At 54.4% G+C, this 17,765-nt stretch carries 11 protein-coding genes and 2 pseudogenes; 8 read left to right on the top strand and 5 right to left on the bottom strand.

Annotated elements, in window-relative coordinates:
* Nucleotides 1-19: 19 nt before the first annotated feature.
* Nucleotides 20-820, bottom strand: coding sequence for an envelope biogenesis factor ElyC (gene elyC / locus O1Q98_RS00960; RefSeq protein ID WP_125259373.1), 801 nt, complete (start codon nucleotides 818-820; stop codon nucleotides 20-22).
* Nucleotides 821-1,060: 240 nt separating this feature from the next.
* Between elyC and cmoM the strand changes: the two genes are divergently transcribed.
* The 7 genes and pseudogenes from cmoM (at nucleotide 1,061) to cueO (ending at nucleotide 13,350) form a co-directional block, all read left to right on the top strand.
* Nucleotides 1,061-1,846: a tRNA uridine 5-oxyacetic acid(34) methyltransferase CmoM gene (cmoM, locus tag O1Q98_RS00965; protein WP_125259374.1), complete on the top strand. Its 786-nt coding sequence runs from the start codon at nucleotides 1,061-1,063 to the stop codon at nucleotides 1,844-1,846.
* On the top strand, nucleotides 1,843-3,165 hold the full coding sequence (gene mukF, locus O1Q98_RS00970; protein ID WP_125259375.1) for a chromosome partition protein MukF: 1,323 nt from the start codon (nucleotides 1,843-1,845) through the stop codon (nucleotides 3,163-3,165). Before cmoM ends, mukF begins: the two co-directional genes overlap by 4 nt.
* The gene (mukE, locus tag O1Q98_RS00975; protein ID WP_125259376.1) at nucleotides 3,146-3,856 is read left to right on the top strand and encodes a chromosome partition protein MukE; all 711 of its coding nucleotides are present in this window, start codon (nucleotides 3,146-3,148) and stop codon (nucleotides 3,854-3,856) included. Before mukF ends, mukE begins: the two co-directional genes overlap by 20 nt.
* Nucleotides 3,853-8,290: pseudogene (gene mukB, locus O1Q98_RS00980) on the top strand (chromosome partition protein MukB). Before mukE ends, mukB begins: the two are co-directional and overlap by 4 nt.
* Nucleotides 8,291-8,625: 335 nt before the next feature.
* The gene (locus tag O1Q98_RS00985; RefSeq protein ID WP_240632753.1) at nucleotides 8,626-10,011 is read left to right on the top strand and encodes a hypothetical protein; all 1,386 of its coding nucleotides are present in this window, start codon (nucleotides 8,626-8,628) and stop codon (nucleotides 10,009-10,011) included.
* Between the two features lie 148 nt (nucleotides 10,012-10,159).
* On the top strand, nucleotides 10,160-11,473 hold the full coding sequence (locus tag O1Q98_RS00990) for an NAD(P)/FAD-dependent oxidoreductase (protein ID WP_125259379.1): 1,314 nt from the start codon (nucleotides 10,160-10,162) through the stop codon (nucleotides 11,471-11,473).
* Nucleotides 11,474-11,628: 155 nt separating this feature from the next.
* Complete coding sequence (cueO, locus tag O1Q98_RS00995) at nucleotides 11,629-13,350, top strand: multicopper oxidase CueO (RefSeq protein ID WP_125259380.1); 1,722 nt, start codon at nucleotides 11,629-11,631, stop codon at nucleotides 13,348-13,350.
* Here cueO and O1Q98_RS01000 read toward each other — a convergent pair.
* On the bottom strand, nucleotides 13,337-13,825 hold the full coding sequence (locus O1Q98_RS01000; protein ID WP_125259381.1) for a winged helix-turn-helix transcriptional regulator: 489 nt from the start codon (nucleotides 13,823-13,825) through the stop codon (nucleotides 13,337-13,339). The two genes, cueO and O1Q98_RS01000, sit on opposite strands and share 14 nt — an antisense overlap.
* Before the next feature lie 70 nt (nucleotides 13,826-13,895).
* Here O1Q98_RS01000 and O1Q98_RS01005 point away from each other — a divergent pair.
* Nucleotides 13,896-15,009: pseudogene (locus O1Q98_RS01005) on the top strand (NADH:flavin oxidoreductase).
* A gap of 106 nt (nucleotides 15,010-15,115) precedes the next feature.
* Here the strand turns inward: O1Q98_RS01005 and O1Q98_RS01010 are convergent.
* From O1Q98_RS01010 to gstA, 3 genes are all read right to left on the bottom strand, one after another.
* Nucleotides 15,116-15,607, bottom strand: coding sequence for an NUDIX hydrolase (locus tag O1Q98_RS01010; RefSeq protein WP_125259383.1), 492 nt, complete (start codon nucleotides 15,605-15,607; stop codon nucleotides 15,116-15,118).
* A gap of 194 nt (nucleotides 15,608-15,801) precedes the next feature.
* Entirely contained in the window at nucleotides 15,802-16,440 is a 639-nt protein-coding gene (locus O1Q98_RS01015; protein WP_125259384.1) for a ribonuclease T2 family protein, read from the bottom strand.
* Nucleotides 16,441-17,111: 671 nt separating this feature from the next.
* On the bottom strand, nucleotides 17,112-17,720 hold the full coding sequence (gstA, locus tag O1Q98_RS01020; protein WP_416232416.1) for a glutathione transferase GstA: 609 nt from the start codon (nucleotides 17,718-17,720) through the stop codon (nucleotides 17,112-17,114).
* Nucleotides 17,721-17,765 lie beyond the last annotated feature (45 nt).

Here is a 17,765-nt window from a genome sequence, read left to right on the forward strand (position 1 = left end):
GGGCAGGGCTGTACCGAGGTCATCGCGGTGGTATCTGGCCGCCAGACGCGGGGGGCGATGCGTCTGCGTTGAGGTGCTGCCAAAGTAAACCAAGCCCTTCATACCAGGCGCGTTCACTGTGTGAAAGATAGAGCGGCGAGGGGAAAAGCCGCTCCCACGGGTTGAGTGGTGAGGTAATCGCCAGTTGATTGGCCGGAGCGGGCATCGGGTTTAATCCACGCGCTTGAAAAAAGCGGATCGCGCGCGGCAGATGGTTGGCTGAGGTGACAAGCAGAAAAGGGGCGCTACCGACCAATGCCTGTGTCCCTGCCGCTTCCTCTTCTGTATCCCTCGCGGTATCGACCCGCAGAATCGCCTGTTCTGGTACACCGAGACTCAGTGCGACTTGTGCGGCGACACGGGCGCTGGTCATCGGGTTATTTTGCGCCGCTGCGCCGGTAAATATCAGCGTTGAGCCGGGATTGGCATGCCATAACCTGACGCCCTCCGCCACCCTGGCCAGACTATTATTGATAAGGTTTGCGCTTGGCGGCCACGCCGGGTTGAAGGTGTAACCGCCGCCGAGTACCACGATGTATTTCACCCGTGGCATGTCGGCAGTCCAGGTGGGGTAGCGAGACTCCAGCGGCAATAACAGGCGATCGGCCACCGGCTGCAGGCTCAATAGCAATAGCATCAGCCAACTGGCGCTCAGGATAATCCGCGCCGTTTTTTGCCTGCGGGAAAACCACAATAGCGCCAGCGCGCCCCCCATCATCAGCAGCAGCAATGGCAACGGCATTAGCAGACTTCCGATGTATTTTTTGAGGACAAACAGCATAAAATAGCGTCCAGATTGAATGAAAAAGCACCATACGGGTGAAAATAGGGTGAACTGACCATTTATTCTAGGCCAGCCTGTGACAAAATGGCAGGTTCAAACAAAAACCAGTTGGTTATAGCGAGCCGCTGTGGTGTTGCAGTGACATTTTCTGCACTCCGGCGGTAATAGGGTAACTGGCACAGGGTGTTGCAGGTGTGCGTGTAAAACGTGCCGTCATCCTTTATGCGGAACCGTGGAATGCAGGATCGTAATTTTAACGATATCGCCGATAAATTTGCCCGAAATATCTACGGCACCACCAAAGGTCGTTTGCGCCAGGCGGTGCTGTGGCAGGATTTGGAGACGCTGCTGGCCCGTTTGCCTGCGCGCACGCTGCGTATTCTGGATGCCGGAGGCGGCGAAGGGCCGATGTCGCGTCGTCTGGCGGCACTGGGTCATCAGGTGGTGTTGTGCGATCTCTCTGATGAGATGTTGACGCGCGCTGAACAGGCTGCGCGCGCTGATGGTGTGGCGGCGAATATGCAGTTTGTGCATTGTGCTGCGCAGGACGTGGGCGCGCATCTGACGCAGCCGGTGGATCTCGTGTTGTTTCACGCCGTGCTGGAATGGGTGGCTGACCCGGTGCAGGCCCTGACGGTACTTTGCCAGCAACTGGTGCCGGGAGGGGCATTATCGCTGATGTTCTACAACCATCAGGCGCTGGTGCTGCGCAATATGGTGCTCGGCAATTTTGCCTACGTCGCCGCCGGGATGCCCAAGCGTAAACGCCGCTCGCTCTCGCCGGATAACCCGCTCAACCCGCCGCAGGTCTACCAGTGGCTGGAGCAATTAGGCTTGCAGCTTGGTGGTAAAACCGGCGTGCGGGTATTTCATGACTACTTGCAAAACAAGCAACAACAGGCTGACGACTTTGAGGCATTACTGGCGCTGGAACAGCGCTATTGCCGGGAGGAACCGTTTGTCAGTCTGGGGCGCTATATCCATGTGATGGCGCATAAACCTGCGTTGAAGGATGCATTATGAGTGATGTTTCTCAGACCGTACCTGAACTGGTTGCCTGGGCAAGAAAAAACGATTTCGCCATTACCCTGCCAACGGAGCGTTTGGCTTTTCTGCTGGCTATCGCCACCTTAAACGGCGAGCGGATGGATGGCGAAATCAGCGAAGGGGAACTGGTCGATGCGTTCCGCCATGTCAGCAAAGGGTTTGAACAAACCCATGAAACCATTCCGGTTCGCGCCAATAACGCCATTAACGACCTGGTGCGCCAGCGTTTGCTTAACCGCTTTACCAGCGAACTGGCCGAAGGCCATGCCATTTATCGCCTGACGCCGCTTGGCATCGGGATAACCGACTACTACATTCGCCAGCGCGAGTTTTCGGCACTGCGTCTGTCGATGCAGTTGTCGATTGTTGCCCAGGAATTGGGGCGAGCGGCTGAGGCGGCGCAAGAAGGGGGCGATGAGGTACATTGGCACCGTAACGTGTTCGCGCCGCTGAAGTATTCGGTAGCGGAAATTTTCGACAGTATCGATTTGTCACAGCGTGTGATGGATGAGCAACAGCAAGGCGTAAAAGAGAACATTGCCTCACTGCTGACGCAGGACTGGCGGGCGGCCATTTCCAGTTGCGAGAAGTTACTGGGGGAAACCTCGGAAACGCTGCGCGAGTTGCAAGATACGCTGGAAGCGGCGGGCGATAAGTTGCAAACCAGCCTGCTGCGTATTCAGGATGCCACGCTTGGCCAGGCGTCGCTGTCATTTGTCGATAATCTGGTCTTTGATTTACAAAGCAAACTCGATCGCATTATCAGTTGGGGTCAACAAAGCATTGATTTATGGATTGGCTATGACCGCCATGTGCATAAATTTATCCGCACCGCTATCGATATGGACAAAAACCGGGTGTTTGCCCAGCGTTTGCGCCAATCGGTACAGAGCTATTTCGATAAGCCTTGGGCGCTAACCTATGCCAACGCCGATCGCCTATTGGATATGCGAGATGAAGAACTGACGTTGCGCTCTGAGGAAGTCACCGGCGAGTTGCCGCCGGATCTGGAATATGAGGCGTTTAGCGAAATTCGTGAGCAAATTGCGGCGATGGTTGAGCTCGCGCTACAAAAATATAAACAGCAACAGATCCCGCTTAATCTGGGCGATGTGGTGCGCGAGTATTTGACACACTATCCGCGCGCGCAGCATTTCGACATTGCCCGTATTGTGGTTGACCAGGCGGTTCGTCTGGGTGTAGCCGAAGCTGATTTCACCGGATTGCCTGCGCTGTGGCAGGCAATCAATGAGTACGGAGCCAAGGTACAGGCCCATGTCATCGATAAATATTGATCAAAGTGTTTCCGCCCGGCTGGTCAGCATGTTGTCCAGCCCGTTGTTCCCGGCATTAGACAGCCAATTGCGCGCCGGTCGCCATGTCGGTGTGGAAGAACTGGAAAACCACGTCTTCCTGATGGACTTTCAGGATGAACTGGAGCAGTTCTATGCCCGTTACCATGTTGAGCTTATTCGCGCGCCGGAAGGGTTCTTTTATCTGCGCCCGCGCTCAACCACCCTTATCCCGCGCTCGGTGTTGTCCGAGCTGGATATGATGGTGGGGAAAGTGCTCTGTTACCTCTACCTCAGCCCCGAGCGGCTGGCGCACGAGGGTATTTTCAGTCAGCAAGAATTGTATGAAGAGCTGGTGAGTCTTGCCGATGAGAACAAGCTGCTGAAGCTCGTCAATCAGCGCTCCAGTGGCTCCGATCTTGACCGGCAGAAATTACACGAAAAAGTGCGCACTTCGCTAAACCGGCTGCGTCGCCTGGGCATGATTTACTTCATGGGGGCAGACAGCAGCAAGTTTCGTATTACGGAAGCCGTTTTTCGCTTTGGCGCTGACGTTCGCAGTGGCGATGACCCACGCGAAGCCCAGTTGCGCATGATCCGCGATGGTGAAGCCATGCCGGTGGATAGCCGCCTGTCGCTGGATGACAGTGACGATAACGCCGATGAGCCACGTGTTGAGGATGAACAGGAATGATTGAACGCGGAAAATTTCGCTCGCTGACGTTGGTCAACTGGAACGGCTTTTTTGCCCGCACTTTTGATTTGGATGAACTGGTGACGACGTTATCCGGTGGTAACGGCGCGGGTAAATCCACCACCATGGCGGCCTTTATCACGGCGCTGATCCCTGATCTCACCTTACTGCACTTTCGTAATACCACCGAAGCCGGAGCCACCAGCGGCTCGCGCGATAAAGGCCTGCACGGTAAATTGCGCGCGGGCGTGTGTTATTCGGTGCTGGATGTGGTCAACTCGCGCCATCAGCGAGTGCTGGTGGGGGTGCGCTTGCAGCAGGTGGCCGGGCGCGATCGCAAGGTGGACATCAAACCGTTTACTATTCAGGGCCTGCCGGTGGCGGTTGCACCGACACAGATTCTGACGCAGACCGTGGGTGAACGTCAGGCGCGCGTGTTGTCGCTACAGGACGTGAAAGACCGGCTGGATGCGTATGAAGGGGTGCAATTTAAGCAGTTCAACTCGATTACCGATTATCACTCGCTGATGTTTGATCTCGGTATTGTGCCGCGCCGTTTACGCTCGGCATCGGATCGCAGTAAATTCTACCGTTTGATAGAAGCCTCGCTGTATGGCGGGATCTCCAGCGCCATTACCCGCTCGCTGCGCGATTATTTGCTGCCGGAAAACAGCGGCGTGCGTAAAGCATTCCAGGATATGGAAGCGGCGCTGCGCGAGAACCGGATGACGCTGGAAGCCATCCGTGTTACCCAGTCTGACCGTGATTTATTCAAGCACCTGATTTCTGAAGCCACGTCTTATGTGGCGGCGGACTACATGCGCCATGCCAATGAGCGCCGCATCCACCTTGATGGGGCGCTGGCGCTGCGACGCGAGCTGTTTGCCAGCCGTAAACAGCTGATGACCGAACAAACCCGCCATGTTGATATGGCGCGCGAATTACATGAACACACCGGCGCAGAGCAGGATTTAGAAACTGACTATCAGGCCGCCAGCGATCATCTCAGCCTGGTGCAAACCGCCATGCGCCAGCAGGAAAAGATCACCCGTTATCAGGATGATCTTGAAGAACTGAGCTACCGGCTGGAAGAGCAAAACGAGGTGGTGGCCGAGGCGCGCGAGCAACTGGCGGAGAACGACGCCCACGCAGAGGCGGCCGAACAGGAAGTCGATGAGCTAAAAAGCCAGCTGGCTGATTATCAACAGGCGCTGGATGTGCAGCAAACCCGCGCGATTCAGTACAGCCAGGCACAGCAGGCGCTTGAGCGCGCGCGTGCGCTGTGCCAGTTGCCAGACCTGACGCCCGAGAACGCCGATGAATGGCTGGAGAGTTTTCAGGCCAAAGAGCAAGAGGCCACCGAGCTGTTGCTGCAACTGGAGCAGAAGCTGAGTGTGGCAGATGTGGCCAGCCACCAATTTGAACAAGCCTACCAGTTGGTTGGCCGCATCGCCGGTACGGTGAGCCGCCACGAAGCCTGGGAAGTGGCGCGTGAGTTGCTGCGTGACAACGCTTCGCAGCGTTATCAGGCCGAGCAGGTCGCCCCGCTGCGCGCGCGCCTTGCGGAGCTTGAACAGCGGCGGCGCGAACAGCAGGATGCCGAACGCCTGTTGCAGGAGTTTGGCAAACGGGCCGGGCAGGACTATGCGCCCGAGGCGCTGGAGGCTTTGCAGCAAGAGCTGGAGGCCCGCATTGAGGCGTTGTCTGATGTGGTCGCTCAGGCCGGTGAAAAACGTCTGGCGTTACGTCAGGAACAAGAGCAGCTCCAACAGCGTATCGCGCAGTTGACCGCACGAGCCCCAGCGTGGCTGGCGGCGCAAGAGGCGCTCACGCAACTGAGTGAACAAAGCGGTGAGGCGTTTACCGACAGCCAGCATGTGACCGAGTTCATGCAGCAGTTGCTGGAGCGTGAGCGTGAAGCCACGGTGGAGCGCGACAGCCTCGCGGCAGCGCAAACAGCATGTCGAGGCGCAAATCGAGCGACTTAGCCAGCCGGGTGGGGCGGAAGATGCGCGCCTGAACGCGCTGGCAGAGCGTTTTGGCGGCGTGCTGCTATCCGAGATTTACGATGATGTCACGCTGGACGATGCGCCATACTTCTCGGCGCTCTATGGGCCGTCACGCCATGCCATTGTGGTGTCTGATCTGTCGCGGATACGCGATCAACTGGCCGGACTCGACGAATGCCCGGAAGATCTCTACCTGATCGAGGGCGATCCGCAGTCATTTGATGACAGCGTGTTTGAAGTCGAAGAGCTGGAAAAGGCGGTGGTGGTGAAAATCGCCGAGCGCCAGTGGCGCTATTCCCGCTTCCCGGAGGTGCCGCTGTTTGGCCGCGCCGCGCGTGAGCAGCGCCTGGAAAGCCTGCGTGAAGAGCGAGAGCAACTGGCGGAGCAGTACGCCACGTTGTCTTTCGACGTGCAGAAAATTCAGCGTTTACATCAGGCATTCAGCCGCTTTATCGGCAGCCATCTGGCGGTTGCGTTCGATACCGACCCGGAAGCGGAAATCCGAGCGCTCAGTGTGCGGCGCGGCGAGCTTGAGCGCGCAATCAGCAATTTTGATAATGAAAACCAGCACCAGCGTCAGCAATACGAACAGGCGAAAGTGCAGAGCGGGTTGTTACATCGCTTGACTCCGCGTATCGGTTTGCTGTGTGACGACGAGCTGGCCGACCGCCTCGACGGGCTGCGTGAAGAGTATGAAACCGCACAAGATGCGGCGCGCTTCATTCAACAGCATGGTGCATCGCTAACGAAACTTGAACCGTTACTGGCGGTGCTGCAAAACGATCCACAGCAGTATGAGCAACTGCGCGAAGACTATACGCAGGCGCAACAGGCCCAGCGTAACGCGAAACAGCAGGCTTTTGCGTTAACCGAAGTGGTACAGCGTCGTGCGCATTTCAGCTATACCGACTCGGCCGGTATGCTCAATGCCAATGCCTCGCTCAACGACAAACTGCGCCAGCAACTGGAGCAGGCGGAGCACGCGCGCAGCCGGGCGCGCGAACAACTACGCCAGCAGCAGGCGCAACTGACGCAATACAGCCAGTTGCAGGCGTCGCTCAAAAGTGCCTATGACGCCAAAAATGACATGCTCAAAGAGCTGACCCAGGAGCTGTCTGATATCGGGGTGCGTGCCGATGCGGACGCCGAAATCCGCGCCCGTAGCCGTCGTGATGAATTGCACGCGGCTCTCAGCGCTAACCGCTCTCGTCGGCATCAGTTGGAAAAACAGATAACGTTCTGTGAAGCGGAAATGGACGGCTTGCAGAAAAAACTGCGCAAGCTCGAACGTGAATATGTGGTGATGCGCGAGCAGGTGGTCAGCGCGAAAGCCGGTTGGTGTACGGTGATGCGGTTGGTGAAAGATAACGGTGTTGAGCGCCGCTTACATCGGCGCGAACTGGCCTACCTGAGCGGTGATGAACTGCGCTCGATGTCGGATAAAGCGCTCGGCGCACTGCGCCAGGCGGTGGCGGATAACGAACATTTGCGCGATGTGCTGCGCCTGTCCGAGGATGCAAAGCGGCCTGAGCGCAAAGTGCAGTTCTATATCGCGGTTTACCAGCATCTGCGTGAGCGTATCCGTCAGGATATTATCCGTACCGATGACCCGGTTGAAGCCATCGAGCAGATGGAAATCGAGCTTAACCGCCTGACGGAAGAGCTGACTGCGCGCGAGAAAACGCTGGCCATCAGTTCGCGCAGCGTGGCGAATATCATTCGTAAGACCATTCAACGCGAACAGAACCGCATTCGCATGCTCAACCAGGGGCTACAGGCGGTGGCGTTTGGGCAGGTGAAAAGTGTGCGGCTCAATGTCAATGTGCGTGAAACCCACACCACCTTGCTGAATGTGTTGTCTGAACAGCAAGAGCTGCATCAGGATCTGTTTAACAGCCATCGTCTGACGTTCTCGGAAGCGCTGGCGAAGCTGTATCAGCGCCTGAACCCGGAAATCGACCTTGGCCAACGCACGCCACAAACCATTGGTGAAGAGTTGCTGGATTACCGCAACTATCTGGAGATGGAAGTCGAGGTGAATCGCGGGGCCGACGGTTGGCTGCGTGCCGAGAGCGGGGCGCTGTCTACCGGTGAGGCCATCGGTACCGGGATGTCGATTCTGGTGATGGTGGTGCAAAGCTGGGAAGAGGAGTCGCGCCGCCTGCGTGGTAAAGATATCTCGCCGTGCCGCCTGCTGTTCCTTGATGAAGCGGCGCGTCTGGATGCCAAATCCATCGCCACGCTATTCGAGCTGTGCGAACGGCTGGAAATGCAGTTAATTATTGCCGCACCGGAGAACATCAGCCCGGAAAAAGGCACCACCTATAAACTGGTGCGTAAAGTGTATCAAAACCACGAGCATGTGCATGTGGTCGGGCTGCGCGGCTTTGCCAGTGAACCTCAGGAAAGCCTGCCGACGCCGTAGTTTCCCGCCTGCACGGTTTGTTTTATCCCCCGCGCCATACTTTCCCGGTATGGCGCATTTTTTTGCTAATGGCGGTATTTTGCCGAAGCTTGTCACGGTATCTGTCATGTTTGTATTTAATCGTGATTTCGCCTTGTCAGATACCCTGTTTTACCAAGTCATCTCAGCCTGCATCGCGTAGTTTTGCGGCGTGCTTTGGCACAGCGATGGAGTAGATACATTTATTTCATCATTACGCAAGCAACGTTATTTCTATTTAAAAATGCATGGGGACGAAAATGGAATGTAAATTCAGTATATGTAATTCGCCTGGTGAAAAAGATGAGGCAACGTACATGGAATTCATCAATAATTATCTGAAAAAGTGTAATCCAGATGCTTCTGGTTATATTGCAGATAACACAACGGGTATTTTGTTGCAGACGCATAACTCAAAGATTTTTGGTAAAAATAAACGTAGTGAAGGGAATGTTGTCGGTACGATCCTTATCATTTCTAATCACTTGGGTAATGGCCTGGAAACGATGAAATCATGGGCGGAAACCCTGAAGAGCGTTGCAGAAAAAAATAAGAATGCAAAAGAGTTCGGAAATGTCGAATGGTTAATTCATTTACATTTGAATTCTCCGCTAATGACCGACTGGAATAAAGAAATAAAATCCGATCAGGAAGCATTACTTCAGTATCTGGATGGGTTTGGAAGGAGCGAGGCAAAAATTCGTTTCGCCATTGATTGCAGTGCCTGGTTGATTAATATAAAGAAAACTGTTCCTGGCGAAATAGAAAAATCAGATACAGTACCTGACGAATTAAGCGTTTTCAAAGAGAAGTTAAAGAATAAATTATCAAAGCGGAAAGATCGGTTGAAAACCATACCCTATGGGTTGTTACGTACATTTGGTTTGCACCAGGCACTGGTGTTGAACGATCCCTGTAATATAAATGATATCTATATGATTGTTGATGTGGAGCCGAGCGGTAATATGTCTGAATCAAAAGGAAATATAGACAATAATCGAAAGACATGTTTTAAAAATACATGGGAAAAACTTTGGAATATGAAAGAGAAAAAGGGTGTGGCCTATAACCAACTGCGCTGGTTACCACATGATATCGCGACTATGGTTTATGAATGGTACGACGTTACATATCCTGAGTCCATACCCGCCCTATTGACGAAGAAGGAAGTCAGAGATGAAGTCAAAAATAAACTCAGCGAAGCTTTAAATGACTGCATGAATAAACTGACGGAATTTCTGAATGCTGAATACGTGAAAAGCCCATATCCCAGTGAACCTTTACTGGGATTTTTTATGGACAAATATAAATGCCCAGTGGTAATAGAAAAAACGAAACCAGCGATAAATATTTCGAAGGTGGCCGCTACGGTATCGTCTGAATTAGACAAGAGCAATGTGACCAATGTGACCTATGTGATAGTGTCTAATATTATGGGGGTGGGTTCTGGTGAAGGCCGGTCCTTGGAAAGTTCTTTGGCGGGTGGGAATATAGAAAAAATCACGCCTGGGATTTATACCTCCGCCTGGGGGGTCTTAAAAGACATTGTTTGCAGTAAATTGAAGCTGGTCGTATCGAGTGATGGGAAGAGCTATTCGCTCCAGGGGAAGATAACGGTAGAGGATCTGAGGGATATGGGGGGAGTTTTCTTGAATGCTGGTGACGCAGGGAAAATCATCTGGGAGATCCCTGCACCTAAGTGATACCACCTGCTGTTAGCGCGGTATACTATTAATAAAAATCGGGCTGTGTGAAACAGCCCGATTTTTATGGTGAAAACCGTTGGTGCCGGGGTGGGCGGGTCACTGCGCCGCTGTCGGGCAGGGTTGTATCAGTAACAGGAAGAAAAACGTGAACATCAACGCATTACCGCTGGACGCCAATATCAATGGCTGGTCAGCGATGTTACCGCCGCGCGCGGCCCGGCCTGCATTACGCCGGAAAATCACGGTGGATTGGTTAATCATCGGTGCGGGGTATGCCGGTTTGGCATTTGCACGCCGGGTGGCGGAAAACCGCCCGCATGAGCAGGTGGTGGTGCTGGATGCCCGCGACGTGGATAACAGCGCGTCGGCCCGTAATTCCGGGTTTGCTATCGACCTGCCGCACAATATTGGCAGCTCAACGGCTGAACTGGAGAAGGCTGCCAATTACCGGCGCTTGTTGCACACCGGCCTTGAGCAACTGCAAACCCTCATCGACCGTTACGGTATTGCGTGCGACTGGCAGCAGCAGGGTAAATACCACTGTATTGTGCGTCCTGAACGTCAGGATTTGCTGGCGCACTATGCACGCGAGCTGGATGCCTTGGCCGAACCGTACCAGTTAGTGCAAGGTGAAGCGCTGGCGCGCAAGTTAGGCACGCCCTACTATCATGCCGCTATCTATACGCCCCATTGTGTGTTGCTGAATCCGGCGGCGCTGGTGCGTGGGCTGGCGGATAACCTGCCGGATAACGTGACGCTCTATGAAGACACCCCTGCGCTGGCCATTCATCCCGGTCAGCCAATACGGGTGACGACCCCCTACGGCGAGGTGAGCGCGCGTCAGGTGATGGTCGCTACCAACGGCTGCGCCCGGCAGTTGCCGATGTTTGCCCATCAGGTTGTCGGTCTCTCAACGTTTGCGACCCTGACAGAGCCGCTGACGCCGGAACAGCAGCAGCGTATCGGCGAGCTTGACCCGTGGGGCATGACGCCCGCCAATGCGATTGCGGGCGCGACGTTGCGTTACACGCGCGACGGTCGCTTTCTGATTCGCCAGCATGTGACCTATGCGCCGGGTTACACCGTCACGTCTCGCCAGACGGCCGACATCACGCGCCAGCATCAGGCGATTTTCCTGTCGCGCTTTGCGCAACTGGCGGATGTGCCGATTGCTCACAGTTGGTCGGGCATGATTGGCGTAACACGCAATGGTGCGCCGGGCTGGGGGAAATTTGCCGATAACCTGTATGCGGCGGTGGGGTGCAACGGCGCGGGCATTTCCAAGCAGACTGTCGCGGGCAGCACACTGGCGGATCTCGCCTGTGGTGTGGACAACGCCCTGATAGCTGATATGCAGGCCCTCGGTAAACCGAACATGATCCCGCCGCGCCCATTGCTGGATATGGGCATTCGCGCCAGCATTCTTAAAGAGCGCTGGCTGGGCCGCCATGAATATTAAGGGGTAAATTTAGCGATGAAGCCGTTTAGTCACACGATCGTCTAGTCACACGATCGCTTAGTTACACAAGCGCTTGACCTTCCCGTTACTGGAAGGTGCACGCTCTTTCCCGAATACCGTGGTTCCATGCACCGTTTCATGCACAGGAGAGAGCAATGCAGCGTCGCGAATTTATCAAGCTGGCCGCCATATTAGGCTCTGCCAGTGTCTTGCCCTGGTGGAGTGCCTTCTCTTGGGCGGGCACGCAGCCTGACTTGCCGATTCCACCCCGTCTGACGCCAGATGCCAGCGGGAACATCGCCTTGACGTTACAGACAGGCAGTATGCGCTGGGTGGATAAGGCACCGACTACAACCTGGGGCATTAATGGCGGTTTCCTCGGGCCCGCACTGCAATTAGAGCAAGGGCAGTCGGTCACTATCCATGTCACCAATACGCTGGCGCAAGCCGCCACCTTGCACTGGCATGGCCTAGAGGTGCCGGGGGAGGCCGACGGCGGCCCGCAGGCGCTGATTGAGCCGGGCGCGCGCTGGACGACCTCGTTTCGCGTGGAGCAACCTGCCGCCACCGCATGGTTTCATCCACACACTCACGGCACGACCGGGCGGCAGGTGGCGATGGGGCTTGGCGGATTGATCCTGATTCAGGATGCCACCAGCCGGGCACTGCCGCTGCCGTCACAGTGGGGCGTTGATGATATTCCGCTGGTATTACAAGACAAGCGGTTAGGTAGCGATGGCCAGATTGATTATCAACTCGATGTGATGTCGGCAGCGGTGGGCTGGTTTGGCGATTTGATGCTGACTAATGGCGTGCGTTACCCGCAGCATCAGGCTCCGCGTGGTTGGCTACGGTTAAGACTGCTGAACGGATGTAACGCCCGTTCACTGAACGTGGCGGCCAGCGATGGCCGCACGCTGTATGTGATTGGCAGTGATGGCGGGCTGCTGGCCGAGCCGGTTGCCCTGACCAGCCTGACTATCCTGATGGGCGAGCGCTTTGAGGTGATGGTGGATGCGCGCGATGGCAATGCCTTTGATCTGGTTGCTCTGCCGGTCACACAAATGGGTATGACGCTCGCGCCGTTCGACAAGCCATTGCCGTTACTGCGCATTCAGCCAACGCTGTCGCCTACAGCGGGCGCGCTACCCACCACATTGGCGACGTTACCGGCACTTCCCGCTACGACAGGGCTGAAAACCCGGCAATTGCAATTATCGATGGATCCACAGCTCGACAAGCTGGGGATGCAGGCATTAATGCAACGTTACGGTATGCAGGCGATGGCGGGTATGAACATGTCGCATGGCGACATGGCAATGACGCATCAGAGCATGGATCACAGCGGCGTGAACCCCAGCAGTATGAACCCCAGCAGTATGAACCCCAGCAGTATGAATCACAGCAGTATGAATCACAGCAGTATGAACCACGGCGACATGAACCACGGCGGTATGCAACATGGCGATATGGCGGATAACCCCAGCGGTGCGCCGATGGCGCATGGCAATCCAGGCCAGCCTGAGCCATGGTTCATGTCAGGCAATCGCATCAACGATACCGCGTTTCAGATGGCGCAGCCGATGTTTGATGTCAAACGCGGTGAGCTGGAAGTCTGGCGCATTTCCGGGCAGGGCGACATGATGCTGCACCCGTTCCATATTCACGGCACCCGGTTTCGTATTTTGTCAGAGAACGGTAAACCCCCTGCGCCGCACCGCCGTGGCTGGAAAGACATTGTGCATGTCGAAGGGGCAGACAGCGAGGTGTTAGTGCAGTTTAACCATCTGGCCCCGCGTGAACGGGCATTTATGGCGCATTGCCATCTGCTGGAGCACGAAGACACCGGCATGATGCTGGCATTTACGGTGTCTTAACGCTTAACGCCGGGGAGAGCCGCTGCCGTTCGTCGCTCGATATCACGCTTGCGTCAGTTGTGGCGAGCTGCTGCTCTTCCTGACGCCTGTCAAACGCGTCACGCGCCTTTGCCACTTCCGGCAGATATTCTACCGTCCAGCGGTAGAGCGCCTGAAAGGGCTCTTTGAGAGTATGGCCGAGCGGCGTGATGTGATATTCCACCGCAATCGGTGAAAAAGTCAGCACCCGGCGGGCGACAATACCGTTACGTTCCAGCTTGCGCAGGCACTGAGTCAGGGCTTTTTGGGTAATCCCCTCGAGGCTGCGTTTGATTTCGTTAAAACGCAGCGGCTTATCGCACAGTGCGCCCAGCACCAGTACCGACCATTTATCGGCGATTTGCTCAAGCAAAAAACGGCTGGGGCAGTGCGCGTGGGAGAAAGGCGTAGAACAAGATTTCAGCATGGCAGTATCCTTAAGGCTACCTGGTAGCATTAATGTGCCTGATTGACACTTGGTTTACATTGTATACCATCACGGGTTCATGCCCAAGGAGATGACGTATATGGCCAATGTTGATGTTCTGTTTCGTCCGTTCAAACTTAAAACGCTGGAATTAAAAAACCGCATCGTAATGGCTCCGATGACGCGCACCTTTGCCCCAGAAGGCATCCCCGGTGAGGATATCGCAGCCTATTATCGCCGTCGCGCTGAAGGTGAGGTTGGACTGATTCTGTCTGAGGGTACGGTTGTTGAGCGCCCAGGGGCGCGTAACCATCCTGGTATTCCGCTTTTCCATGGCGAGGCTGCGCTCAATGGCTGGCAGAATGTGGTTAAGCAAGTACATTCCGCTGGCGGAAAAATGGGGCCGCAAATATGGCATGTTGGCTCTGTGCCGGTGCAAGGCGTCGAGTGGCAGCCTGAGTATATTGAAAGCCCCTCAGGGCTGTTTGCGCCGGATAATGCGCGCGGTCAATGCCATGACCGAAGAAGATATTGCCGATACCATCGCGGCTTTTGCCCGCGCAGCGGCAGAGGCGAAACGACTGGGTTTTGATACGCTGGAATTGCATGGCGCGCACGGCTATCTGATCGATCAGTTCTTCTGGGGTGAAACCAATCAGCGTACCGATCTGTTCGGTGGTGCGACTATCAAGCAACGCTCGCGCTTTGCCGCTGAAGTAGTGAAGAGTGTGCGTGCGGCGGTTGGCCCCGATTTCCCGCTGATTTTACGAGTCAGCCAGTGGAAACAGCAGGACTATGGTGCTCGTCTGGCTCCTACGCCGCTGGCGATGGAGGATTGGCTGTCACCTTTGGTTGAAGCGGGTGTGGATATCCTGCACTGTTCACAGCGTCGTTTCTGGGAACCAGAGTTTCCAGAACTTGATGGTGAAAACGGGCTGAACTTTGCGGGTTGGGCGAAGAAAGTGACCGGTGCTGCCACTATTAGCGTGGGTTCCGTTGGTTTATCGGATGAGTTTTTCAGCGCGTTTGCAGGAAAAGGTTCAAGCCCCGCCGGACTTGATAAACTGCTTGAGCGCCTGGAGCGAGATGAATTTGATCTGATTGCCGTAGGCCGTGCTCTGATAACGGATGCTCAGTGGGTAGCAAAAGTTCATCGTCAGGAGCTCGATAGCCTGAAAGGGTTTGATGTTGCGTCACTGGGTCAATTGGTGTAAACGCCCCGGCGCACGCGCTAGCGCTGCGTAAAAAACCATTGGCTTCGTCAAGTCATTGACTTCATCAAGCCATCTGCGCTGCCTGTGTACGCGGGCAGCGCAATATTCAGGCCAGCATGCGCATCGCCGCATTAACGACAAAGCGGCTCTCTTCGCTGATTAACCCATCTGCCGGGATATCGTCAGGCTGGCGTACTATCTGCCATGCATCATGCTCATCTGCATTGAGCTTTATCTCTTCTTGCATGACATCGACAAGAAAATTCCACTGGCGTATTTTCTCGTTATCCGGCGTCAGATAATCAAAAAAGCCCAGATAATGACGAATATAGCGCAAGCGCAGGCCAGTCTCCTCTTGTAATTCCCGCATCAGTGTCGCCATCAGGTTATGATCACTCGGCTCCCGGCCTCCGCCTGGAATTTCCCAGTAGCCAGGGAGCAGGGCGGCATTCGCGCTGCGGCGCACCAGTAAAATCCCGCCGTGAAAAACGACGGCGGCGGACATCGTTTGCCGGGTGATCCCTTCCTGTTTAGCCTGAAACTCAAACTGACACAGCATACGGGTGTAGGCGCTATCCTGCGGCGAAAACAAAAACATATTGTTATACCTACCTTGAGAGAATGTGAGCGTATCCGACCGACCATGCTAGGGTTGGTTTATTACAGTGATATTTCACATTTGAAATTAATTCAATAGAGATCTTTACAAAGCGAGGTAAAAAATTGACACAGAGAGGATTGGTTTAGAAAAGCCTGCTTGCGCAGGCTTAAAAAGGGGAGTGGTGTGGTTAATTAGCGCACGTTAGGGACACGAATGTTGCCGTCGCGGCACTGTGATTTAACCGATTTTGCGCAGGATTGGAAATTCAGGTTTTTATCAAGACACACCCGCACTTCAGAAAGCTCAGGGCCGCTACAGACAGCCACAATGCCGTCTTTCGGAATCGCAGGGTTGCTTTGACGGAAAGTGTTCAGAATCTGGTCGGCAGTCATTTGCAGCGGGCTGGCGGGTGCCTGGAAGCTTGGCGGGATCGTCACGCTGGTCACGGCTTTGTCCGCCGCCTGCAGATACCCTGTAGCGCCCAGTCCACTGCACGTACCGTGTTTTTCCCACTCGTGGGTCAGTAATGCATCGGTCGGGAACAACGTATTACCATACTTACGTTGTTGTGCGTTTAGCGTAGCGATTGGCGGGCAGCTCTCAGGCCAGCCGCCATTGGTGTATTGCGGCCATAATCCGTGCAACACGAAACCATACCCCTTGGTACACTGCTCATTGCTGGCATGTGTCAGGCAAAAAGTGGGCGACCAGGACAACGTTAACAGGTAATAATCAAAAACACCGGCGGTGCCCTTGGCGTAGCTTGCTGGGCTGGTTAGCGTGGCGATAGCCAGAATAGCGCCGACAATCAACGAATAGATTTTTCTCATTTCATCTGCTCCTGTCTTATTTTCCATGCTTCAGGTGAGTAAATTTTTTTACACCAGATATAAAAACAACCATCGTGTTGATGCAAACGGGCTGGCCCGTATCGGATATTTAGCGCCCTATGTTTTTATGATAAATAGCCGTAATAACACGCTGACAATGCGCTGCATCAGCTTGACGGAGTATCAGCATAAAAAGCATAACGATAAGGCGCGGTGAGATGTATTTAGGGTATAAACTCACCGAATGTCAATTTTTGTCAGAAATTAATTTGCTGTCATTCTGTAATTAATGAATATATACCCTAAATAATTCGGGTTGCAGGAAGGCGGCGACGCAGCGAATCCCCAGGAGCTTACTCAGGTAAGTGACTGGGGTGAGCGAGGAAAGCCAACGTACCTGCAACTTGAAGGATGACGGGTATAGCAATAATAATGGGGCTAATCGGTAGACGCGCGATAACATCGACCGCGCAATCATCACCTTGCTGCCGTTTGTTTCTGAGCGATGGGCGAGGGGGTGCGAGAATGTTGCCATTCGCTGGCAAGAGGGCGCTGAATAGGAAACGGGTTGGCAGAAACGTGCCATATGCGCTGACTAAAATCCCCGAAGTAAGCGTAATAGACATCGGGGACATTGAATTAATCGATCAATGAATCAATGAATCAATGAATCAATGGCGGTTTTCTGCAAGCAAGGTTGCTTTTACCGCCGGACGCTCGGCAACACGCGTCATATAGGCATTGAGTGCGCTTAAATCAGACAAATCTACGTTTGCGTAAGCGGCCCAGCGCGTCACCGTAAACAGGTAGGCATCCGCTATGCTAAAGCGCTCACCACAAAACCAGGGTTGCGCGCTCAGGCGCTGATTGATACGGACAAACAGGGTGCGTAGCCGTTCACGAGCGGTCACTTGCGTGCTTTCATGCGTCGTCTGGCGAAACAAAGGCGAGAACGTTTTATGTAACTCGCTGCTGATAAAGTTCAGCGCTTCCTGTAATTGATAACGCCCTAACGTTCCGTTTTCTGGTGCCAGCGCCTTGGCAGGAACCTGATCGGCCAGATATTGCAAAATCGCCACGCCTTCACTTAACGGTGTGCCATCTTCCAACACCAGTAACGGCACTTGCCCGGTAGGTGAAATATGATAGTAATCACTGCCATCTTCCAGCGTATGAGTCGCAAGGTTTACCGGTATAGCAGTAAAAGGCAATTCTGATTCACGCAGAATAATATGCGATGCCATCGAACAGGCTCCTGGAGTGTAATAGAGTGTTATCATAATAATTCAGCTATCCGTTCAGGTGATTAATAATAGACAACGGCA

The organism is Dickeya lacustris, assembly GCF_029635795.1.
Classification (GTDB): Bacteria; Pseudomonadota; Gammaproteobacteria; order Enterobacterales; family Enterobacteriaceae; genus Dickeya; species Dickeya lacustris.

Bases quoted from the DNA above. Each gene is read 5' to 3' on its own strand.
- elyC (WP_125259373.1), bottom strand. From the start codon at position 820: ATGCTGTTTGTCCTCAAAAAATACATCGGAAGTCTGCTAATGCCGTTG.
- cmoM (WP_125259374.1), top strand. From the start codon at position 1,061: ATGCAGGATCGTAATTTTAACGATATCGCCGATAAATTTGCCCGAAAT.
- mukF (WP_125259375.1), top strand. From the start codon at position 1,843: ATGAGTGATGTTTCTCAGACCGTACCTGAACTGGTTGCCTGGGCAAGA.
- mukE (WP_125259376.1), top strand. From the start codon at position 3,146: ATGTCATCGATAAATATTGATCAAAGTGTTTCCGCCCGGCTGGTCAGC.
- O1Q98_RS00985 (WP_240632753.1), top strand. From the start codon at position 8,626: ATGGAATTCATCAATAATTATCTGAAAAAGTGTAATCCAGATGCTTCT.
- cueO (WP_125259380.1), top strand. From the start codon at position 11,629: ATGCAGCGTCGCGAATTTATCAAGCTGGCCGCCATATTAGGCTCTGCC.
- O1Q98_RS01000 (WP_125259381.1), bottom strand. From the start codon at position 13,825: ATGCTACCAGGTAGCCTTAAGGATACTGCCATGCTGAAATCTTGTTCT.
- O1Q98_RS01010 (WP_125259383.1), bottom strand. From the start codon at position 15,607: ATGTTTTTGTTTTCGCCGCAGGATAGCGCCTACACCCGTATGCTGTGT.
- O1Q98_RS01015 (WP_125259384.1), bottom strand. From the start codon at position 16,440: ATGAGAAAAATCTATTCGTTGATTGTCGGCGCTATTCTGGCTATCGCC.
- gstA (WP_416232416.1), bottom strand. From the start codon at position 17,720: ATGATAACACTCTATTACACTCCAGGAGCCTGTTCGATGGCATCGCAT.